The organism is Pseudomonas sp. MDT1-85 (assembly GCF_054898065.1).
The window spans coordinates 3,946,160-3,965,138 of record NZ_CM142715.1; the positions used below are offsets into that span (position 1 = coordinate 3,946,160).

Annotated in this window: 22 protein-coding genes and 1 pseudogene; 11 read left to right on the forward strand and 12 right to left on the reverse strand. The window is 57.6% G+C overall.

Annotation, left to right across the window (positions count from 1 at the left end; translation table 11 throughout):
- Nucleotides 1–202: 202 nt before the first annotated feature.
- Genes ACYZT2_RS17870 through tssI form a run of 3 tightly spaced genes read right to left on the reverse strand, consistent with a single transcriptional unit; the run spans nt 203 to nt 5,039 of the window.
- Entirely contained in the window at nt 203–892 is a 690-nt protein-coding gene (locus ACYZT2_RS17870; protein ID WP_461966074.1) for a DUF2931 family protein, read from the reverse strand.
- A 42-nt stretch (nt 893–934) separates the two neighbouring features.
- Complete coding sequence (locus ACYZT2_RS17875; RefSeq protein WP_461966076.1) at nt 935–1,624, reverse strand: DUF2931 family protein; 690 nt, start codon at nt 1,622–1,624, stop codon at nt 935–937.
- The gene (gene tssI / locus ACYZT2_RS17880) at nt 1,617–5,039 is read right to left on the reverse strand and encodes a type VI secretion system tip protein TssI/VgrG (RefSeq protein WP_461966078.1); all 3,423 of its coding nucleotides are present in this window, start codon (nt 5,037–5,039) and stop codon (nt 1,617–1,619) included. The genes ACYZT2_RS17875 and tssI overlap by 8 nt, the downstream gene beginning before the upstream one ends.
- Before the next feature lie 494 nt (nt 5,040–5,533).
- Here tssI and ACYZT2_RS17885 point away from each other — a divergent pair.
- A pseudogene (locus ACYZT2_RS17885) lies at nt 5,534–5,852 on the forward strand (DUF3077 domain-containing protein).
- Between the two features lie 50 nt (nt 5,853–5,902).
- Here ACYZT2_RS17885 and ACYZT2_RS17890 read toward each other — a convergent pair.
- The 3 genes from ACYZT2_RS17890 to ggt all read right to left on the reverse strand — a co-directional run bounded on the left by ACYZT2_RS17890 (nt 5,903) and on the right by ggt (nt 9,552).
- A complete protein-coding gene (locus tag ACYZT2_RS17890) occupies nt 5,903–6,925 on the reverse strand; it encodes a helix-turn-helix transcriptional regulator (RefSeq protein WP_461973160.1) in 1,023 nt (340 codons plus the stop codon).
- 114 nt (nt 6,926–7,039) lie between these two features.
- Nucleotides 7,040–7,573: a cysteine hydrolase family protein gene (locus ACYZT2_RS17895; RefSeq protein ID WP_461966080.1), complete on the reverse strand. Its 534-nt coding sequence runs from the start codon at nt 7,571–7,573 to the stop codon at nt 7,040–7,042.
- Between the two features lie 251 nt (nt 7,574–7,824).
- Nucleotides 7,825–9,552 carry a gamma-glutamyltransferase gene (ggt, locus tag ACYZT2_RS17900; RefSeq protein WP_461966082.1) on the reverse strand — a complete coding sequence of 576 codons (1,728 nt, stop codon included), beginning with the start codon at nt 9,550–9,552 and terminating at the stop codon, nt 7,825–7,827.
- Between the two features lie 152 nt (nt 9,553–9,704).
- On the opposite strand from ggt, the gene ACYZT2_RS17905 reads away from it, so the two are divergent.
- Complete coding sequence (locus ACYZT2_RS17905) at nt 9,705–10,223, forward strand: methylated-DNA--[protein]-cysteine S-methyltransferase (protein WP_461973162.1); 519 nt, start codon at nt 9,705–9,707, stop codon at nt 10,221–10,223.
- A 28-nt stretch (nt 10,224–10,251) separates the two neighbouring features.
- On the opposite strand, the gene ACYZT2_RS17910 is transcribed toward ACYZT2_RS17905, so the two are convergent.
- The 5 genes from ACYZT2_RS17910 to ACYZT2_RS17930 form a co-directional block, all read right to left on the reverse strand.
- Nucleotides 10,252–11,070 (reverse strand): helix-turn-helix transcriptional regulator, encoded by an 819-nt coding sequence (locus tag ACYZT2_RS17910; protein WP_461966084.1) that lies wholly within the window; start codon nt 11,068–11,070, stop codon nt 10,252–10,254.
- A 5-nt stretch (nt 11,071–11,075) separates the two neighbouring features.
- Nucleotides 11,076–11,615, reverse strand: a complete 540-nt coding sequence (locus ACYZT2_RS17915) for a kinase inhibitor (protein ID WP_461966086.1) — start codon at nt 11,613–11,615, stop codon at nt 11,076–11,078.
- Between the two features lie 145 nt (nt 11,616–11,760).
- Nucleotides 11,761–12,354, reverse strand: coding sequence for an NUDIX domain-containing protein (locus ACYZT2_RS17920; RefSeq protein WP_461966088.1), 594 nt, complete (start codon nt 12,352–12,354; stop codon nt 11,761–11,763).
- Nucleotides 12,355–12,538: 184 nt separating this feature from the next.
- Nucleotides 12,539–13,174: a lytic polysaccharide monooxygenase auxiliary activity family 9 protein gene (locus ACYZT2_RS17925; RefSeq protein ID WP_461966090.1), complete on the reverse strand. Its 636-nt coding sequence runs from the start codon at nt 13,172–13,174 to the stop codon at nt 12,539–12,541.
- A gap of 222 nt (nt 13,175–13,396) precedes the next feature.
- Nucleotides 13,397–13,834, reverse strand: a complete 438-nt coding sequence (locus ACYZT2_RS17930; protein ID WP_048397272.1) for a hemerythrin domain-containing protein — start codon at nt 13,832–13,834, stop codon at nt 13,397–13,399.
- Between the two features lie 146 nt (nt 13,835–13,980).
- Here ACYZT2_RS17930 and ACYZT2_RS17935 point away from each other — a divergent pair, with 146 nt between their 5' ends.
- On the forward strand, nt 13,981–14,412 hold the full coding sequence (locus tag ACYZT2_RS17935) for a GNAT family N-acetyltransferase (protein WP_461966092.1): 432 nt from the start codon (nt 13,981–13,983) through the stop codon (nt 14,410–14,412).
- A gap of 94 nt (nt 14,413–14,506) precedes the next feature.
- Here ACYZT2_RS17935 and ACYZT2_RS17940 read toward each other — a convergent pair whose 3' ends face one another.
- Nucleotides 14,507–14,857, reverse strand: coding sequence for a hypothetical protein (locus tag ACYZT2_RS17940; RefSeq protein WP_007904889.1), 351 nt, complete (start codon nt 14,855–14,857; stop codon nt 14,507–14,509).
- Nucleotides 14,858–15,019: 162 nt separating this feature from the next.
- Between ACYZT2_RS17940 and ACYZT2_RS17945 the strand changes: the two genes are divergently transcribed.
- The 8 genes from ACYZT2_RS17945 to ACYZT2_RS17980 all read left to right on the forward strand — a co-directional run bounded on the left by ACYZT2_RS17945 (nt 15,020) and on the right by ACYZT2_RS17980 (nt 18,939).
- Complete coding sequence (locus tag ACYZT2_RS17945; RefSeq protein WP_008008546.1) at nt 15,020–15,274, forward strand: hypothetical protein; 255 nt, start codon at nt 15,020–15,022, stop codon at nt 15,272–15,274.
- Between the two features lie 2 nt (nt 15,275–15,276).
- Nucleotides 15,277–15,606: a DUF6388 family protein gene (locus ACYZT2_RS17950; protein WP_461966095.1), complete on the forward strand. Its 330-nt coding sequence runs from the start codon at nt 15,277–15,279 to the stop codon at nt 15,604–15,606.
- A gap of 25 nt (nt 15,607–15,631) precedes the next feature.
- On the forward strand, nt 15,632–16,336 hold the full coding sequence (locus ACYZT2_RS17955) for a YoaK family protein (RefSeq protein WP_461966097.1): 705 nt from the start codon (nt 15,632–15,634) through the stop codon (nt 16,334–16,336).
- 223 nt (nt 16,337–16,559) lie between these two features.
- The gene (gene tusD, locus ACYZT2_RS17960) at nt 16,560–16,952 is read left to right on the forward strand and encodes a sulfurtransferase complex subunit TusD (RefSeq protein WP_064621317.1); all 393 of its coding nucleotides are present in this window, start codon (nt 16,560–16,562) and stop codon (nt 16,950–16,952) included.
- A gap of 1 nt (nt 16,953) precedes the next feature.
- Nucleotides 16,954–17,316, forward strand: a complete 363-nt coding sequence (gene tusC / locus ACYZT2_RS17965) for a sulfurtransferase complex subunit TusC (protein ID WP_052967905.1) — start codon at nt 16,954–16,956, stop codon at nt 17,314–17,316.
- Nucleotides 17,316–17,609, forward strand: a complete 294-nt coding sequence (gene tusB, locus ACYZT2_RS17970; protein ID WP_461966100.1) for a sulfurtransferase complex subunit TusB — start codon at nt 17,316–17,318, stop codon at nt 17,607–17,609. Before tusC ends, tusB begins: the two co-directional genes overlap by 1 nt.
- Complete coding sequence (locus ACYZT2_RS17975) at nt 17,606–17,941, forward strand: TusE/DsrC/DsvC family sulfur relay protein (RefSeq protein WP_461966102.1); 336 nt, start codon at nt 17,606–17,608, stop codon at nt 17,939–17,941. The genes tusB and ACYZT2_RS17975 overlap by 4 nt, the downstream gene beginning before the upstream one ends.
- Nucleotides 17,938–18,939: a glycosyl transferase family protein gene (locus ACYZT2_RS17980; protein WP_461966104.1), complete on the forward strand. Its 1,002-nt coding sequence runs from the start codon at nt 17,938–17,940 to the stop codon at nt 18,937–18,939. Before ACYZT2_RS17975 ends, ACYZT2_RS17980 begins: the two co-directional genes overlap by 4 nt.
- The last annotated feature ends 40 nt before the right edge of the window (nt 18,940–18,979 follow it).

The window sequence follows — 18,979 nt, forward strand, 5'->3', positions numbered from 1 at the left end:
AAGCGGATAAAAGCATCCGCTTGATCGTGAAGCTCGACGGACAGACATCTTCGGTAGTCGGGTGACGCATGAGCGTCGGGCATTGAATTTGAATTTTTCATGGGGATTCGGGCGAATTAACTGATCAACGTCGGGGCGCAGGTTTGCTGGAAGCCTGCGCCGCGGAAACTCCATCGATCGTGTTTTTTATAATTTTTCATGGCTACCAGGAACCGTAGGGAATACCGAACTTGTCGATGTAGGCTTTGGATTCTTCTGAAAGGGGCCGATGCTTTCCGTTGGAAGTGCCTCCGTAAGGGCCTTCGGGATTGATCGTTCCTTGCACGCGGGTGACTTCGGTCGATTTTAGGCAGGGCCCTCCCAACCACACTTTGGCAATACCGCCAGGCGCCAGACCGACAATCAGCAGTTTTCGGTAGTCGGTTATCCATTTACCATCTGCGCCGCAATAAGCATGTTCTCCCTGCAGCATGGTGTTTCGCGATGACTCGGGAATCTCGATGTAGACTTCATAGGTCTGCGGTTCGGCCATGGATTGCCAGCGTACATAAACCAAACGAGGTAGCTCAGCTCCCGTTACATATCGACCTTTTCCTCCTGGATCTTCAAACCATCCCTTTGCGTCGCCCCTAAAATGAGCTGGTATGCCTTTACTCAGCGGGCGGGGGTAAGCAATGGCAGGTATTCCGCTACCTGCACCTCGGAACACATGCTCATTAATATCCACGACATCTGCGGTTTCGATCCAGACCTCCATATAGTCGGGGGCAAAAAAATCTAGGCTCCAGGCATCGTAAGGTAGTGATTTGCGATGGTCTTTGACGCATCCGCCCAAGAAGAGCGCTAGCGCCATTGCAAAGCTCGCTCTAACCAGAGACGAGTTCTTAAGCATTGGAAATTCCACCGAGCGAGGTATCTGGTGATAGTTCATGGGTTACCAGGAGCCATAGGGAATGCCAAATTTATCGATGTAAGCTTTGGACTCTTCTGAAAGGGGCCGATGTTTTCCGTTGGAAGTGCCTCCGTAAGGGCCTTCTGGATTGATCGTGCCTTGTACGTGGGCGACCTCGATCGCTGGCAGACAAGGGCCTTTTACCCAGACTTTAGCGATCCCCCCAGGGGCCAAACCCACAACCAGCTGTTTTCGATACTCCGTTATTACCTTGCCGTCAAAAGCACAAAATACATCTTCGCTCTTGCGCATGAGTTCTCGAGCTGACTCTGGAACTTCAATGTATGACCCGTAGGTCTGTGGTTCGGCCAGCGACTGCCAGCGAACATAGATCAAGCGAGGCAAGTCAGCGCCTGTGATGCGGCGGCCACTGCCCGTTGGCCGTTCAGGCCAACCTCCGGGTTTACCGTGAAATTTTGTCGGCATACCTTTGCTGAACGCACGGGGATAACCCGTGGATACTCCTCCACTACCTGCACCACGGAACACGCGTTCATTGATATCAACGACATCCGCCGTTTCAATCCAAATTTCCATGTAAGGCCGCCCCAAAAAATTAAGCTCCCAAGCGTCATAGGGAAGTGATTGGTTCTGAGCGAGGGCACACCCTCCCAATAACAACGTAATAAAAAGCGCGTAACATGTCTTAAACATGGATGACCGTTTAAACATTTGGATGCACCACGCGCTTATGGTTTTCGGCGGGGCGATTGATAAACACGATGTTCAGGTCGCTATTGTTACCTCTGGTAGCGTTCCAGTTCGCGGACAGGTGAATATAACGCTGAACGAGCAACTCCTCTTCCGCGAGGCTCAGACCCGCACGACGGGTTTCGCCCAGCGCATAAGCCATCAGTTTTTTGGCGATGGGTTGGAGCTCGACCGGTAATGCATATTTTTGGTCTTCTGCATCAATAAAGGCGAATGGGACATCGTGCTTCGCCGCCAGCTCGCGCATGATGCGCAGGTAAATCAAGGCCAGATCATTGCGTACTTCCCGCCAACAGTTGATGGCGGCATACACATGTTTCCATTTGTTCTTGTCGCCTTTGGCGCTGCTACTGAACTCCACCGCCCAGGTCTGCACTTCCAGCGGCAGGCCATAAAGATTGAGCTGATCCTGAAGGCGAACCAACTCAAACTGCGCCGCGCGATAAGAGGAAGACTCGGTGGAGGGCAGTCGGACGTTTTCCTCACTGCGGTGCGGCTTGCTGAGCAGAACCCGTTCGAAGATGCGCGGTAGATAGCCGCCGCCCAAGTCAGAGTGGGCACCCGGCAGCACGATATCGGCAGCACCAGCACTGTTGAGCGAAAAATTGTGGCGGCGCTCGTCACGCGCCACCAAATGCACGATTTTTTTCGCGATGTCAGGGGCCAGGTACAAGTTGACGCCAGGATTGTTGGCGTCGTGGACGCTAAAGTCGCCGTCGGCCATGCTTGCTACGGCGGCAGCGGTGTCGAAGATGCCGATAAAGTTGATGGAGACATCGGTGTTGGTGCGCCAGGAAAAAACCTCCATGAACAACGACTCATTGGCTGGTAGTAGTGCTGCCAACAGGCTCTCTTCTCCTTTCAATACTTCATTGGCGAAGTGACGAGCAGCTGCGGCGCCGCGACTGAAACCGAAAATGTCGAACTCGATACGCGCAATTTTCCGGTCAGGATTCACCCGTTCAAACCGTCTAATCCTGTCAAGAATGAGTGCAGGGCATTGCTCAACCCTCGCCAATACGCCCTGTGCAGCCACGCCGGTAGCTTGTGAATAAAGTGAATCCTCTTCACCACTGCTAGTACCGATGCCCTCCAGATAAACGGGGATGTACCCGATGGTTTCCTCAGCAGCCAATTGCCGATTTCTGTCATCGCTGTACAAGTCATATAGCTTCACCACATTGCTCGTGTCATTCCCATAACTGTTATCCGGCGCACTCCCCTTGCCGTCGTAGCCATACTTCTGGCAAAACTGCCGAATATCCTCAGCCTCCTCCTCAAGATTCACATCCCGCGCATAACAACCAGCAACCATTTCACTGTTGGATCGGTTATTACCGGTGCCATCAAAAAACACCCCGATCCGCAAAGTGATTCCTTCTTCTTCGACTTCTTCCTCCTCTTCCTCCAGCTCATCCGATTCATTCTCTTCCGATGGTGGAACCGCAGGTGCGACGGATACCAACAAGCCCGCCGCTGCGCTCTGCAGTAATGTATGCGCCGCCATACCCGGCACCGGAGCACCACCGACTTCAATCGCGCTACTACTGAAAATACCGTCGGCGTTGAGCACGATGTACTGATCGCCGACCTTTATGGAAAGGCTCTCACCGCCATCTATCACCAAGTGTGCGCCTGCCTTGATGTGCACGTGCTCCCCGGCTTCGACGGTCAGCGTTTTATCGACTCTTGTGTGGCTGTCGCCAGAGACATTCAGATAGTTGTTGGCGTTAACCTGGATCTTGCGATCCGACATGACAGTGAGGTGCTCTTCAGCCCCCAGCACCGTAATACAGTCGCCCTTGATGGTGACTCGATGCTCGTTACCCACCTCCAGCCGACTATCATTTACGACCTTCTGTTCCAGATCGCGCTGGGCACGCAGGTAGATCAGTTCCTGCCCGGCGCGGTCTTCAATCGACAGTTCGTTGTAACCGCCTGTGCTGGGGGAGCTGTGGCTGCGCAGCACGGTTTTGGTTTTGTTCTCGGGCAATGGATAGGGGACGGGTGTGACCTTGTTCGGCACACAACCGGTTATCAATGGTTGGTCGGGATTGCCTTCCAGATAGGTGACCACGACTTCCATGCCGATGCGCGGAATGGTCACCGCGCCGAAACCTTCCCCCGCCCAGCTCGACGACACCCGCAGCCAGCAACTGCTGTGTTCACTGTTGCGCTCGGTCCGGTCCCAGTGGAACTCGACTTTGACGCGACCATATTCATCGCAGTAGATCTCTTCGCCGACAGGCCCGGTGACACGCGCGGTCTGGCAGACCAGCACAGGTTTTCGGGGAGGCATCGGTGGCCGATAAAACACGTCCCAGGGAATCGCGCTGAAGCGGTTGCGGTAGCCCTGGGTAAAACCGTCCTCCGGTTCGACGGCGCTGGTGACTGACTCTTCCAGCACTTGGGGTTGTTTACCCGAGTGGGTGACACTGAGCAGCAGCCAGAGGTCGTTGTAGGTTTTGCGCGAGTGTTCGGTCAGGTCAAAAAAGTGGCCACTGCGCAGGGTCGACTGGTCGCTTTTGCCCTCCGCCAACTGGTAATCAGCACGGTGCCGCTCCAGCGCCTGCCGGGCGAGCTGTTTACCGCGTTTTTCGCTCTCGAAAAACAGCGGGTAGCGATAGTCTTCAAGCTCAGGAGTGAACTCGGCGGTGAAGCGGCTTTCCAGCAACAGACTCGGGCGTTTCAGGTCGTAGTGTCGGTGGGTGGTCATGCTGGGGCGGGTGCTGAAACGCAGGGAGAACTGGCTGACCACCGGGTGCTCCGCCACCATGCCGGAGTCTTGCTGATAAGGGGTTTCGCCCAACTTGGGAAAGCAGGTCTGGTCGTCGGTGAACACCAGCAGATGCCCTTCCCGGGAATGCTGGTGGTGCCACGCGATGCCGTCCTCGGCGCACAGCCGCTGGATGAACTCGAAATCATTTTCCCCGTATTGAGTGCAGTACTTGCGCTCGGGACTTGTCCTGACATGGAACGTATATGCATCGGCCTGAATGCCATGCCCGTTGAGGATCTGGGCGATGATCTGCGGCACCGTCTGGCGCTGGAAAATCCGCTGATCGTGGCTGAACTGCAGGTAGTGCAGCGCCGGTACCAGGGTCAGTTGATAGCGGGTCAGGCGTTTACCAATTTCTCCCGCAAACACCTCCTCGATACGACCATGAATACCTTCGCCGTTCAGGCCGAACTGCAGAAATGCGGGTTGGCTGAGCAGACTCTCCAGATCGAAATCGGGGTACTCGCTGACCAGGTCGATGTGAATTGAGTACAAGGAGCTGATGGTTTCAGTGCCTTCAAAGGCCAGCACTTTGAAATCGTTGCGGACCGTTGGGATCACAAGCGTGAAATGGGCAGCATTGGCAGGTGCGAACATGCGCTTATCCTTTTGCTTTTTCGCTCGTCCTTAAGCTGAGAGAGGAAACAAATCGCGCTGCTCAAGCCATCCCCGGCGTGAACAAGTGCAAAACTGCCGAGCAAGTTAGCAAGGAGGCAAAGGAATGAATGTCGGACGCCTCCAGAAAACACGTCAGAGTTTTCCGCATTTCAAAATGTTGCATCAGTGAGTCTGAGAGGGGCAGTAAAAGTGTTGCGGAGGTTGCAGGAGAACGGTCTGCGCTATACCCTTTCGGCGTCGTTGCAAAATCAGCGACCGGGCGTAGGAACCTGAAATGAATTAAGGCGCAACAGCGCTCCATAAGTATTGCAGGCGCTTTTTTTGTGCCCGCAATAGCGTTCTATGGCGGCTGTGCGCGGGACACCTTCGGGTGTGCCGGGTGCCTTGATTCCCGGTATTCCTACCCTGCGTACAGTCGCCACCCAATCCCGTAGGAAGGACGGCAGCGGCTTCTCTAATCAAGGAGTTCGACCATGCACAAAACAAATCCGTCCGACATTCAGACCGAACACTCAGAACTGAAAACCATCGGCTTCACCCCCTTCATCTATTGCTCGGATAAGCCACTGTTTCACGTCAGTGCCGGCGTACCCATTGGCGACGCATTGGCACAGGCTTCCGATCTGCTGTTCCTCGCCAAGTCATTTGCCGAAGATGCAGCCTTCAACAAAGAGCGACCGCCACGCCTGGGCCGCGCACTATCTGACGGCGATGAGTAAAGCGGTGATTGATGATGTGGTGAAAGTACTTACCCCACGACCTGCTCGAACCGAAAAGGAGTCCGAACAATAGCGGCCGATGAACCGTGGTATCAGCCCCGAGTTCTCGGGGCTTTCCCGGGCTTAATCCCGGCGCGTGACCACCGCGAGCGAGGTCGCGGAACGCAGGACATAACCCAGTTCCACCTTGCTCTTCACGCCCAGTTGCAAGTAGCAGTTGCGCAGATAGGTGCGCACTGTCGCAGGACTCAACTCCAGGATTTTGGCAATTTCCTTGTAGGAATGGCCGGCGGCAAACAGCATCGCTGCCGTCCGCTCACGTGGCGCAAGCATCGCCCCGCGCGACTGGGCTTCGAGCGACAGGATGACGTGTTCAGCGTTAGGGCTCAGTGTCAGGGCGCAGCGGCCCAGGCGCATGACGCAGGGTGCCTTTTGCAGTTGCGCGATCACCTGCGCGGGAAGCATTGAACCGTTCCAGCCGGGTAACTCACGTTCAATGGCTGCGCATAGCGTTGCCCCCACGTACAGCAAGCTGCCGTCCATGCGTGCGACGCCAAAGTCCGACGCCCCGTTGCCCGTATCGAAGCGGATCATGTCCTGCACCTGGAATCGCCACTGCTGCAACAGGTGGTCGCAGAAGGCCGAAAACAGATCGGCCTCGCTGTCGTTGAAAGCCGAGGCATCAATGCCTCGATAGAGGCAGACGAAGAACATCATGCCGCTTTCGGGTAACTCGAAAGTGATGCACATCAGGTAGTAGAGGTCGTGGCGCCGAGCGAACGTGTTCACTTCTTCATTGGGGTCGGTGAAACCGCTGTCGCGCACGACCTCACCGGGTCGACTCATGGTGTCATGGGAGAATTTGTCGTTGCGCGCGCACGTGTGCCACTCGGCGGCAAACGACTCGGGCAGATTGATTCGCCCGTGCATCCAGTTTCTGGGCGAAACATCGACGCCCGACGCAGACATCTCGCCCCACCAGGCCGAAGCGAAGGGCACCAGTTGGCTGAATGCCTGCAGGCCGTCGGTGATAAACCGGGATGCACCGCGATCTCGGGCAAGACGCCCCAGGTGCAATACGCAAAGGTTGAACGCTTTCAGCGTTGCCATCGACGTCTTGGCGCCGACCTCATCACCCTCCTCCATCGTTCTGATCCCGTTCGCTGCATGGCGTATTATTTTTTTGACCATGCCATAGGCGCAGCGATTGCGTCCAGCACCAGGCGAGCAAACTCACTCGCCACGGGGCTGGCGGTGTTTTCAGACTTTGATTTCACTGGCAGGCATGACATCGATCCGCGCCACGGAGCCGGTCAGGTGCGCCAGATCCTTATTGTGTTCGGCGATGATGTCTTCGGCGCTCATCATGCCGTTGTCGATGGTGGAATGGGCGTCGGCCACCAGCACGATGTCGTAGCCCAATTGATGCGCCTCGCGGACGGTGGCGTTGATGCAGTAATCGGTTTGCAGGCCGCAGATGATCAGGCGGGCGGCGTCCAGCTCTTGCAGCTGTTCATGCAAGTCGGTCTGGTAGAACGAATCCGAGGTGGTTTTGTACACGTGCAGGTCTTGGGGTGAAGTCTTCAGGCCGTCGGCCAGTTGCCAGCCTTCGCCACCATATTGCAGCAGGTCGCCCTTTTCTTCGTGCTGGATCAGGATGACCGGGATGTTGGTGGCTCGGGCTCTGGCGCTGAGGTCGTTGATGGTTTCGATGATGCGCTGGATATCGAAGCATTCATACTCGCCGGTACACAGCGCGCGTTGGACATCAATGATCAGGAGTGCGGTGCTCATGGCTTCCTTCCTTAGATAGGTCGGTAGAACGATGGATTTCAACTCCCTTTCGAGCATGTAGCAGCTGTCGAGCCTGCGAGGCTGCGTTCGAGCGCGAAGCGGTCGCGATTTCAGCGAATGCGGTTTACCTGGGTGAACTTGGTCAACCGTTTTTACGACTGCTTCGCAGCCGAACGCAGTCTCGCGGGCTCGGCAGCTGCTACAGGGATCGGGGCCACCCGGGGAGTTCAGGTGGCCGCTGATCGCCTGTTTCAGTAACCGAGTGACAACCCGGTATTACGCCGTGGATCGTTCGCTCCATAGAAGCGGTTCTTGCCTACTGGCTTGCCTTCCAGCGAAGGCGCACCTACCAGAATAGCTGCGATATGGTTGGGGTCCTGCGGGCCGGCAAATTTGTGCCCCCAACTTTCTAGCATTTTCTTGGTGTCCGGGCTGGTGGCGAAGTTCTCCAGGTTGGTTTCTTCCGGCAGCCATTGCTGGTGGAAACGCGGCGCATCCACCGCTTCCTGGATGTTCATGCCGTAGTCGATCACGTTGAGGATGGTCAGCAGGGTGGCGGTGATGATGCGGCTGCCACCGGGGGTGCCGACAACCATGACGACTTTGCCGTCCTTGGTGACGACGGTCGGGCTCATGGACGACAGCGGTGCCTTGCCGGGGGCGATGGCGTTGGCTTCGCCCTGCACCAGACCGTACATGTTCGGCACGCCGATTTTCGAGGTGAAGTCGTCCATTTCATCGTTGAGGATGACCCCGGTTTTGCTCGCCATGACGCCGGCGCCGAACCAGTCGTTGAGGGTGTAGGTCACCGACACCGCGTTGCCCCATCTGTCGACGATCGAGTAATGGGTGGTGTTGCTGCCTTCGTGGGGCGCGACGCCGGGTTTGATCTCGCGGGAGACGCCGGCCTTCTGTGGATCGATGACTTCGCGGATTTTGGTCGCGTAGTTTTTATCCAGTAAATGGGCGATCGGATTTTTCACAAAGTCCGGGTCGCCGAGGTAGCTGTTGCGGTCCACATACGCGTGACGCATCGCTTCGATCTGGTAGTGCATCGCCTGAGCCGAGCGGAAGCCCAGGTCTTTCATCGGGTAGCCGTCGAGGATGTTCATGATCTCGCAGATCACCACGCCACCGGAGCTTGGCGGTGGCGCCGAGACCACATGATAGCCACGGTAATCGCACTCGATCGGCGCCAGTTCGCGGGTCTGGTATTTGTCGAGGTCGGCCTGGGTGATAATGCCCTTGTTGGCCTGACTGGAGGTGACGATGGCGTCGGCCACCCAGCCTTTATAGAAACCGTCGGCGCCCTTCTCGGAAATTTCCCGCAGGGTTTTGCTCAAGTCTTTTTGTACGAGTTTCTGACCGACCTGCATCGGCTCGCCATTGCTCAGGAAGATCGAGCCCGAGTCGCGCATGTCTTTCTTGAAGACGTCAGTGGCGTACTCCAGCAAGTCGACATCGCCCTGCTCCAGCACAAAACCGTCTTCGGCAAGCTTGATCGCCGGGGCAATCACTTCCTTGCGGGGTTTGGTACCGTATTTCTTCAGGGCCAGTTCCATGCCCGAAACGGTGCCCGGCACGCCAACGGCAAGGTGGCCGCGGGTGCTCAGGTCCGGGATGACATTGCCCTCTTTGTCGAGGTACATGTCGGGGGTCGCGGCCAGCGGGGCTTTTTCACGGAAGTCGAGGAAGGTCTTGCGCCCGTCCGCCAATTGAATCGTCATGAAACCGCCGCCGCCCAGGTTGCCCGCCGCGGGGTACACCACCGCCAGCGCATAACCTACCGCAACGGCGGCATCGACGGCGTTGCCGCCATTCTTGAGCACATCGACGCCGACGTGGCTGGCCAGATGCTGGGCGGTGACGACCATGCCGTTTTCGGCTGCGACCGGGGCGACGGAGGCCGCGTGGGCGGTCAGGCAACTCAGCGCCAATGCGGTTGCCATGAGCGATTTGGTAAAAGGTTCGAACTTCATGAGTCGGTCTCTTTTTGTTTTTAGGTTCTGTTCAAAAACAGAGGAAACGGTTCAAGAGCAGTAGGCAAGTATGGCTGGGATTGCGTATTGCGCCTCCCCGACGAGGCAGTATGCTGAGTCCCCTGTTCAGCACTTTTACGGAGTCCGTCGGCATGTCCTACACCTTCACCACCCTGGCGTCTCCGGTCGGCGAATTGAAACTGGTCGCTAAAGGCGCGCGACTGGCGGCCATCCTCTGGGAAAACGACAAACCGGGGCGGGTAAGGCTGGGACCGATGACTGAAGCGGCGGACAACCCGATCCTGGTGCGCACCGCACAGCAGTTGCAGGAATACTTCGCCGGCACGCGTAACCGTTTCGAGCTGGAACTGGATTTTTCCGGGACGGAATTTCAGCAGAAGGTGTGGCAGGCGCTGCTGACCATTCCGTTTGGCGAAACGCGCAGCTACAGCGAGATTGCCCGGCAGATCGGCAACCCCAGCGCGGTTCGTGCGGTGGGTGCGGCTAATGGCAAGAACCCGATTTCGATTATCGCGCCGTGTCATCGAGTGATCGGTGCGTCGGGGAAACTGACGGGGTTTGCCGGTGGGCTTGAGGCGAAGGAGCGGCTACTGACACTGGAAGGGTACGAGTGCCACGGGGCCGGCAGGATGGATGATTTGTTTATCTAATGGACAGGGAACATCTCACAGGAATTACCTAAATCGCCGCCCGCAATTCCCGTGGCGACAAGCCATAGTGTGAGCGAAAGCGTACTGCAAAGCGTGAGGCCGAGGCGTAACCGCTGGCACCGGCAATTTCCCCGATGGGGCGAGAAGTGGTTTGCAACCATTGCAGCGCCGTAGCCAGTCGAACACTTTCCAGAATATTCCTGAAACTGTCCCCCTCATTGGCCAATTGGCGACGCAAAGTCGACTCACCAAGGTTCAGGTGTTGTGCAACGTGCGCAACAGTCCAGTCTCTCTCCGGGCTGCCCATTACCAGCTGCTGCACCCGTTCACACAGTGGATCGTTGCGGTCCATCAGCAGCGGCCCGGCCTGACCGCCGAGGCACAGGCTCAGGAGAACCGCTTCCCCATAGTGGGTGCGTAATGCATCTGGAGCGTCCGCATTGATGGAGGCCAATAACTGATCCCATGCCTGTGTTGTATGCCTGTCCAGAGGGACACATAGATCTGACTTCAGGGCACGGTGATGGCTCATGATCTGCTGGCCATATCGGCTGCTGAAGTTACGCAGTGTCGAACCGGGAAAGGTCACCACATCGGCGATGTAGTGACCGTGAAGGCCGGGGAAGTTTGAGATGCCAAGCTCGCGCCCGGCCGGCATCAGAATCAGATGTTGCGGCCCTGCACGCATCTGCCGGTCATCCCATTGCAGCAGCTTTTCTCCCTGCCGCACTCGACACAAGGCGGTAGCGAATATCGGCACCCGTTGCAATGTATGGGGCTGTCGCGCCCGTATGACACAAGCATCGATAATATTTTCCCGGTGCTGTATGCCGAAACAAGGGCGCATCGTTCTTAACGTCCGTAAGTTGAAGTAATGGTTGCTTTGGCCAAGGCGTTGGCATTGAGCATATAGCCCACCAAGGCTCCGCTGGCCTGGTTGTCGAGGGGTAGCTTATCGACTTTCAACGCCCATACGGTGAATTGATAGCGATGCGGCTTATCCCCTACTGGAGGGCAAGCCCCGCCAAATCCCGGTTGGCCATAATCGGTTCGCCCTTGTACTGCACCGGCAGGCAGGTTCGAACCGACGCCTCTTGGCAAACTGCTGGTTGAAGCGGGTAAGTTGACCACCGTCCAATGCCACCAGCCGCTGCCGGTCGGCGCATCAGGATCGTAGACCGTGATCGCGTAACTCTTGGTACCCGTCGGGGCATGGCTCCAGGAAAGTTCGGGAGAAGTATTACCCCCTTCGCAACCGAAGCCCTGGAACACCTCGCGACTGGTCAGCGGGCGGTTCTCGGCAATGTCCTGGCTTTTCAGCGAGAAGTCGGCAGCGTGCCCCGTGAGGACGACCCCCATGGACAATGCGGATAGGACTATTCTGATGTTCATCGTGACCTCATCTGTGTGTTGGCGTGAGGTACGAGTCTAGAGAGCGCGAAGGCTGGATACTGTGCCGAAATGCTCGACCATTGTGCCTGAACGCTCTCTCGAGTCAGACGAGCCGGACTTGTATACCACGGTGCCGCAAGCCGGCTCAAACCGTTCCGAAGACATCCTTCATCGTCGCATACTGCAGCAGCATGATGGTCTTGGCATCGCAGATCTCCCCGCGATAAAACGCCGCCAGCGCGTCATCGAACTTCCACTCCAGCACTTCCAGTTCTTCGGTTTCTTCCTCCAGCCCGCCACCATCACTGACTTTCGAAGACACATCGTACTCGGCCATGAAGAAATGCAGCTTTTCAGTCACCGAACCGGGGCTCATGTAGGCCTCGAAAACCTTCTGCACATGGTGGACGCGATAGCCGGTTTCTTCTTCGGCTTCAGCGCGAATGCGCTCTTCAGGCGCAACGCCTTCCAGCAGCCCGGCGGCCACTTCAATCAGCAAACCATCGTGGCCGTTGACGAACACTGGCAGCCTGAACTGGCGGGTCAATACGACGGTTTTCTTCTCACGGTTGAACAGCAGAATCGCCGCGCCATTGCCCCGGTCGTAGACCTCGCGAGTCTGACGCTGCCAGTCGCCGTTGTTGCGCAAGTAATCGAAGGTGATTTTCTTCAGCAGATACCAGTCGTGGGACAGCACCCGGGACTCGATAATGTTGACCCGCTCGGCTGTGTTCGACATGACAATCCCATCCTTATGTTCGTCAGAAAGCGTCCATGTTAGGCGAAAACAGAAAAGCCCGGCATGACTGCCGGGCTTCTTTTTATCGCTGGTCGGCGACTTCAGGAGTCGCTGCTTTCTTGTCCGAAGGAATCTTCGTGTACCCGAAGGTTCTTTGGAAACGTATGGATTCAGAGGTTTGGCGTTATTTGAAATCCACGTCGAACGCTTGATAGAACGCATTACCGGTGTTGGCCACGATCCACATCAGCACAATGACGTGATGGCCTTTCTTGTTCGCCGGCAATTTCACTTCGTGGTTGACCTTGGCCTTCATCTCGGCGGAATGGCTGTAGTACGGCACTTGGGTGTAGAAGTCCTCGAAGAACGGCTGTGCCTCCAGTTGCGCACGGCTGATGCGTTGTTGCGGGTCCCAGCCGTCCTTGGTGATGAGCCAGCGATAGCCACGGGTGACGTGGGGCGCGGTGTACTCCCAGGTGACTTTGAAGGTCTGGCCAGGGTCGACATTCAACAGTGGCCAGGTGAACGGACGGTTGAGTTTTTTGCTCAATTCCTCGTTGGTGAAGTTGATGCAATCACGGTCGTCGACCTTGCCGCCGCTGAGGATGTGGCCATCGGCGGGAGGGGTCACGCTGTCGCTGTCGGTTTGATACGGCGCCGGGAACGGGCCTGCGGTCAGCGACGGAAAATTCTTGCCGCCTTCCATTTCGTTGACCTGCCAGTTACCCAGCAACCCCTGCTCCACGGCAACCGCGCCGCGACTGGAGGGGGATGTGACACGACCGTGTCGAAGTTGCGTTTGAGTCTGTGGTTGGTTCATCTTTTTCACTCCGTTGATTTAAGAACTCTCCTTCCCGAGGAGAGGCCTTCAACCTAACGGAGCTGGTTTTTTTGTCCATCGACCCATTTCTCGGGTGGATCATGCGTTTGTGAACCATTCGCCCGTAGATGCTGGATATATAACCAGTACGCAAAATCAAATCCTACGCCCCTTGTGGTAAAAGGATTACAGCGCAAGGTAACGATTGGCCCGCTTTCACCCTCAGGAAAGTTGCGCCTTGTATTCTTTTTGATACTGCCCGGCGAGGGTTTCTTTCTGTTGGTCGTCGAGCAACTTGCCGGCCATCTGGAAGAACTTTTGCTCCTCTTCTTTCAGGTGGTGATGGACCTTCTCCGAGAGCTTTTTCGCCGTTGCCAACCAGGACGGACTGGACATTTCGGTTGCATCCAGCGCTTCCATCATCTCGTCCATTTCGTGGTGTTCGGAGATGGCGTGGCGGCTAAGATCCACGCCGTTGTCGAACTCCATCAGCGGCATGTAGAAATGGCGTTCTTCAGCGGTTGCGTGGGCCTGAAGCTCGGATTTGAGCCGTTTGTAAGCCTCGACCCGTTCCGGGGTGTCGCCACTGGTTTGAATCAGTGCATCGGCATAGCGGCGCTGACGGTCGTGGCTTTCGCGCAAGGCTTCAAAAATGTTCACGGGCTGTCCTCATTGGCTGCGTTCAGCAATGATGCTGTTCAGGCTAGACATTCCCGGCCCCCGAGGGTTCCTTGGGCTGCGGGGGATAGAACAATCGCCGCAACCGGGATAGGCTCCGTGTTCACTGCCATAAGGATGTGTTGCCTATGACCCTGCGAATCGAATTGTCGAAAAATGCCACTCAGGAAGAGCGCGAGGCGATCCTCACACCGCTACGCGCCTACAACGCCTCAAAGGCCGGGGTCACGGTGTCGGAGCAGATTGCTTTGCTGGTACGCAATGACAGCGACGAGATTCTCGGCGGGCTTTATGGCCGGGTGTTTTACCGGTGGTTTTTCATTGAGTTGTTGTCGGTGCCGGAGCAGGCCCGGGGACAAGGGATGGGCTCGAAGCTGATGCAGATGGCCGAAGACCTGGCGCGGGAAAAAGAGTGTATCGGGATCTGGCTGGACACCTTTGACTTCCAGGCGCCAGAGTTTTACAAGAAGCATGGCTACAGCGAGTTGGGGCACATCGCCGACTACCCGCCGGGCCACAAGCGCTTCTTTTTCCAGAAGCGTTTGATGAACGACGCCTAATCCTGTGGGAGCAGCCCCATTTATGTGATCGACACCAGACAATTGTGGGAGCGAGCCTGCTCGCTCCCACAGGGGAGGTGCGTGGCTCATCAACTCAGAGGCAGGTAGCCAACGCCGCCAAACGGCGCTTGGCGACAAAATCGTCATGCTGCGCGTAGTAGCTCAACGCTGTACCCGAGGCATCGGTGGTCACGTCCACGAAGGACTCGGCCGAACGGGTATACACCGTGGAGCCACCCTTCTTGCCCGGCTGCAAATACGCGCCCGCATCGACGCCGAATACCGCCTCGTCCTGCCAGGCAAATTGCACGCACTGGGCGACGACTTTTTCCGGTTTGTCCGAGGTCAGGGTTTTGTACGGGGTTTTGGTGCGGGCGTCATTCATCGCCGATCCGGCGCAGCCCGCCAGCAAGGTTGCGGCCAGCGCCACCATCAGAATTCGCATTGCGTTCGCTCATCAAGAAAAAGCGGACTGTATCACCGCGGCGCGGCGTATCGTTCTGCTTTACTTCATTTATACCGCGACACCGCGCAACGATTCGCGCACCCTGTCGCGCCATTAACGCCGCATCGCCCATTTTTCTGGGCGCATTTTTCTGGAAAGGTCATGACACCCAACGCCGAATACTACAAACCGACCGCTGAATACGCCGACAAGCTGATCAGCCAGATCGGTCAGACGCCTTCCTGGATCGCCAAGCGAATTGGCGTCACCGACAAGCGGATTCGCTACATTCTCGATGGCGAAAGAACCGTCAAAGGCGAAACCACGCCGATCCAGATGACCTACCCCGAGCAATTTGCTCTGGAGTGTCTGGCCGCGGCCGCCAAGGCGAGCAAAAAGCAGTCTTCCAAGGAGTGACCATGGCGGCAACCGAACAGCAACACGAGCAGGCGCTGAAAAAGTTTCTCGATGAGCGTCCTGAACTGCGCGTCGAACTGGATAACCTGAATCCACTGTTGGCCCAAGCCAAGGGCGTGACAGTGGCGCAGTACCGCGACGAGCGCTTGCATGAAGCGTTCGAAGCCGAGGCTGAGCGCCTGGGTTTGTTTGCCTGGGAGCTGACGCTGCAACTGACCGCCGCCACGTCTGAGGATTACCAGGCCCAACGCCTGGAGGTGCATAAGGAAGTCGCGGAGATGGCCGGCATGGACTGGCTGGAGTATTGCGAGTTATATGGGTTAACCAAATAATCATCGCCGCTCAAGGAAGCCTTCGATGCTGCCTTCGCCTTCAAGTACCCGGGCCACGCCGGGCCATTTGCATACTCATAAATGGCGCGGGCGCATCGGCCTGTCGCTGGTCGCCAGTTTGTCGGTGCTCGCCGGCATGACCGATGCCATTGGCTTCATGGCCAGTGGCGACTTCGTGTCCTTCATGAGCGGTAACACCACCCGCTTGGCCGTGGCGATCAGCGATGGCGACTTGGGGTTGACCCTGCGCCTGATAATCCTCGTGGCCACATTTGTCGCCGGCAACGCCTTGGGCATTGTCGTCAGCCGTTTCGGTGGCCGACGGGCGTTGCCGTTGCTACTGTGCATCGCCACTCTGCTCTGCGGCGCTGCGGCATGGCCCTATGAGACGCAATTGCCGGCGCTGCTGGCAGCGATCATCGCTATGGGCATGCTCAATGCCGCTGTGGAAGAAGTGAACGGCCTACCGGTCGGGCTGACCTACGTCACCGGTGCGTTGTCGCGGTTTGGTCGTGGGCTGGGGCGGTGGATGCTTGGCGAGCGGCGCAATGGCTGGCGGGTGCAATTGATTCCGTGGGCCGGGATGTTTGCCGGTGCGGTGATTGGTGCTTTGCTGGAACATCATCTTGGGCTCAAGGCGCTGTTTGTCAGCGGGCTGCTGGCCGGGGTGCTGGGGTTGCTGTCGTTGAAGATTCCGCGGCGTTGGCAGTTGGGGTATATGCCGCGCTGATTGGGTTATTTCATTCAACATTGATGTTGCCTGACACTCCGCTATCGCGAGCAGGCTCGCTCCCACAGGGGGCCTATGGTGGATTCAAATTTTATGTACGACACAAATCCCTTGTGGGAGCGAGCCTGCTCGCGATGGCAGCGACTCGGTCTACGAGTAAACGCCCTTCGCCGCCCCCCGATAAAGCTTTATCATGGCCGCAGTTTTGCTGATCGAGTCCGTCATGAAATTCGCCATTGCGCTGTTTTCCGCCGCCCATGCGCCCTCCTCGCGCCGCGCCTTGCTGTTTGCTCAAGCAGCGCTGGCCGGCGGGCATGAGATTGTCCGGTTGTTTTTCTATCAGGATGGCGTCTATAACGCATCCGGCAGCGTGGTCACGCCTCAGGATGAGCAGGATTTGCCCAAGCAATGGCGCAACTTTGTCAGCGAGCATCAACTCGATGGCGTGGTCTGTATCGCCGCCGCCCTGCGCCGTGGGGTGTTGAACGAGGAAGAAGCCCAGCGCTATCAGCGTGAAGCGGTAGCGGTGGGCGCGCCTTGGGAATTGTCCGGCCTCGGCCAGTTGCATGACGCAGTTCAAGACGCTGACCGTTTGATTTGTTTCGGAGGCGCGTGAGATGGCTAAATCCTTGCTGATTATCAGCCGTCAGGCACCGTGGTCCGGGCCGAATGCGCGGGAAGCGCTGGACATCGTGCTGGCCGGCGGTGCCTTCGATCTGCCGATCGGCCTGCTGTTTCTCGATGACGGCGTGTTCCAGCTCGCTGCGAAACAGGACGCCAAGGCGTTGCAACAGAAAGACCTGAGCGCCAACCTGCAAGCCTTGCCGATGTTTGGTGTCGAAGACCTGTTCGTGTGCGGTGAAAGCGCCGCGGCCCGTGGTCTGGACCCAAAAGGTCTGTCGCTTGAAGAAGCCCAGGTGTTGGCCGCCCAGGAAATCACCGCCCTCATTGACCGTTACGACCAAGTGATCACCCTCTGATGTCGACTTTGCATGTGTTGTCTCATTCCCCTTTCGGCGACGACCGCCTGAGCAGTTGCCTGCGCGTGATCGGCGCTAACGATGCGCTGCTGCTGAGTGGCGATGCGGCTTATGCCTTGCAACCAGGCACCGCACCATTCAGCGCGTTGCATGCTCGCAGCCTGAAATTGTTCGTGCTGGCCGAAGATGCTCAAGCACGGGCCCTGAAAGTCCCGGATTGGGCCAAGGCCATTGATTACCCGGCCTTCGTCGAGCTGTCGATTCACTACGACAAGGTCAACAGTTGGCTATGAAATCCCTGACGGTCGGCGCCCGCGCCATTGAACTGGACAAGGACGGTTTCCTGGTCGAACTGAGTGACTGGTCTGCCGAGGTGGCCGCCGCCCTCGCCGCGGCCGAAGACATCGAGTTGGGCCCGGAACACTGGGAGATCCTCGAACTGCTGCGCAGTTTCTACGACGAATTCCAGCTGTCCCCCGCCACCCGCCCACTGATCAAGTACACCGCATTGAAACTCGGCCCCGACAAGGGCAACAGTTTGCACCTGAACCGACTGTTCAAAGGCACCCCTGCCAAACTCGCCGCGAAACTGGCGGGCCTGCCCAAACCGACGAATTGCTTATGACCGACTATCCAGCACTGACCCTCGAAACACCCGCCGAGCACCCGTTCGCCCAGTTCGTGCGGATTCTTGGCAAAGGCAAACGTGGCGCCCGCGACCTGACTCGCGAAGAAGCCCGCCAAGCCATGGGCATGGTGCTCGATGAAAAGGTCGAGGATACCCAGCTCGGCGCGTTCCTGATGCTGTTGCGGCACAAGGAAGAAAGCGCCGAGGAAATGGCCGGGTTCACCGAAGCCTTGCGTGAACGCCTGAATCCACCGGCGCTGGCGGTCGATCTGGACTGGCCGACGTATGCGGGCAAGAAGCGTCACCTGCCGTGGTACCTGCTGGCCGCCAAGTGCCTGGCGCAGAACGGCGTGCGCATCTTCATGCATGGAGGCGGCGCGCACACGGCCGGCCGGCTGTACAGCGAACAACTGCTCGAGACGCTGAACATTCCACTGTGCCGCAATTGGCAGCAGGTCGGCGCTGCCCTCGATCAGGGCGGTCTGGCGTTCATGCCATTGGTGGACTGGGCCCCGCAACTTCAACGAATGATCGATCTGCGCAACACCTTGGGCCTGCGCTCGCCGATCCATTCCCTGGCGCGGATTCTCAATCCGCTGGGCGCTCGCTGCGGCCTGCAAAGCATTTTCCACCCCGGCTATCAGGCCGTGCATCGCGATGCCAGCGGTTTGCTCGGCGATACCGCCATCGTCATCAAGGGTGATGGCGGCGAAATCGAGATCAATCCGGACGCCGACAGCCACTTGTATGGCACCACCGGCGGCGAAAGCTGGGATGAAGAATGGCCACAGCTGTCGACCCAGCGCCACGTCAAACCGGCCACGCTCGATCCAGAGCATTTGAAAGCCGTGTGGCGTGGCGACGTGGTCGACAGCTACCCGCAAATGGCGCTGATCTCGACCATGGCCCTGGCGTTGCGCGGCCTCGGCCAGACCCGCGAGCAAGCGTTCGAAACCGCCCAGCAGTATTGGGATGCAAGGGACCGATCGATTTAACCGATCATAAACGCCCAACCTTTGCGCTTTTTGTTCGAAC

What these genes read in the sequence shown, in the direction of transcription:
- ACYZT2_RS17870 (WP_461966074.1), bottom strand. Translation starts at nt 892, where the DNA reads ATGCTTAAGAACTCGTCTCTGGTTAGAGCGAGCTTTGCAATGGCGCTA.
- ACYZT2_RS17875 (WP_461966076.1), bottom strand. Translation starts at nt 1,624, where the DNA reads ATGTTTAAACGGTCATCCATGTTTAAGACATGTTACGCGCTTTTTATT.
- tssI (WP_461966078.1), bottom strand. Translation starts at nt 5,039, where the DNA reads ATGTTCGCACCTGCCAATGCTGCCCATTTCACGCTTGTGATCCCAACG.
- ACYZT2_RS17890 (WP_461973160.1), bottom strand. Translation starts at nt 6,925, where the DNA reads ATGGAGGAGGGTGATGAGGTCGGCGCCAAGACGTCGATGGCAACGCTG.
- ACYZT2_RS17895 (WP_461966080.1), bottom strand. Translation starts at nt 7,573, where the DNA reads ATGAGCACCGCACTCCTGATCATTGATGTCCAACGCGCGCTGTGTACC.
- ggt (WP_461966082.1), bottom strand. Translation starts at nt 9,552, where the DNA reads ATGAAGTTCGAACCTTTTACCAAATCGCTCATGGCAACCGCATTGGCG.
- ACYZT2_RS17905 (WP_461973162.1), top strand. Translation starts at nt 9,705, where the DNA reads ATGTCCTACACCTTCACCACCCTGGCGTCTCCGGTCGGCGAATTGAAA.
- ACYZT2_RS17910 (WP_461966084.1), bottom strand. Translation starts at nt 11,070, where the DNA reads ATGCGCCCTTGTTTCGGCATACAGCACCGGGAAAATATTATCGATGCT.
- ACYZT2_RS17915 (WP_461966086.1), bottom strand. Translation starts at nt 11,615, where the DNA reads ATGAACATCAGAATAGTCCTATCCGCATTGTCCATGGGGGTCGTCCTC.
- ACYZT2_RS17920 (WP_461966088.1), bottom strand. Translation starts at nt 12,354, where the DNA reads ATGTCGAACACAGCCGAGCGGGTCAACATTATCGAGTCCCGGGTGCTG.
- ACYZT2_RS17925 (WP_461966090.1), bottom strand. Translation starts at nt 13,174, where the DNA reads ATGAACCAACCACAGACTCAAACGCAACTTCGACACGGTCGTGTCACA.
- ACYZT2_RS17935 (WP_461966092.1), top strand. Translation starts at nt 13,981, where the DNA reads ATGACCCTGCGAATCGAATTGTCGAAAAATGCCACTCAGGAAGAGCGC.
- ACYZT2_RS17940 (WP_007904889.1), bottom strand. Translation starts at nt 14,857, where the DNA reads ATGCGAATTCTGATGGTGGCGCTGGCCGCAACCTTGCTGGCGGGCTGC.
- ACYZT2_RS17945 (WP_008008546.1), top strand. Translation starts at nt 15,020, where the DNA reads ATGACACCCAACGCCGAATACTACAAACCGACCGCTGAATACGCCGAC.
- ACYZT2_RS17950 (WP_461966095.1), top strand. Translation starts at nt 15,277, where the DNA reads ATGGCGGCAACCGAACAGCAACACGAGCAGGCGCTGAAAAAGTTTCTC.
- ACYZT2_RS17955 (WP_461966097.1), top strand. Translation starts at nt 15,632, where the DNA reads ATGCTGCCTTCGCCTTCAAGTACCCGGGCCACGCCGGGCCATTTGCAT.
- tusD (WP_064621317.1), top strand. Translation starts at nt 16,560, where the DNA reads ATGAAATTCGCCATTGCGCTGTTTTCCGCCGCCCATGCGCCCTCCTCG.
- tusC (WP_052967905.1), top strand. Translation starts at nt 16,954, where the DNA reads ATGGCTAAATCCTTGCTGATTATCAGCCGTCAGGCACCGTGGTCCGGG.
- tusB (WP_461966100.1), top strand. Translation starts at nt 17,316, where the DNA reads ATGTCGACTTTGCATGTGTTGTCTCATTCCCCTTTCGGCGACGACCGC.
- ACYZT2_RS17975 (WP_461966102.1), top strand. Translation starts at nt 17,606, where the DNA reads ATGAAATCCCTGACGGTCGGCGCCCGCGCCATTGAACTGGACAAGGAC.
- ACYZT2_RS17980 (WP_461966104.1), top strand. Translation starts at nt 17,938, where the DNA reads ATGACCGACTATCCAGCACTGACCCTCGAAACACCCGCCGAGCACCCG.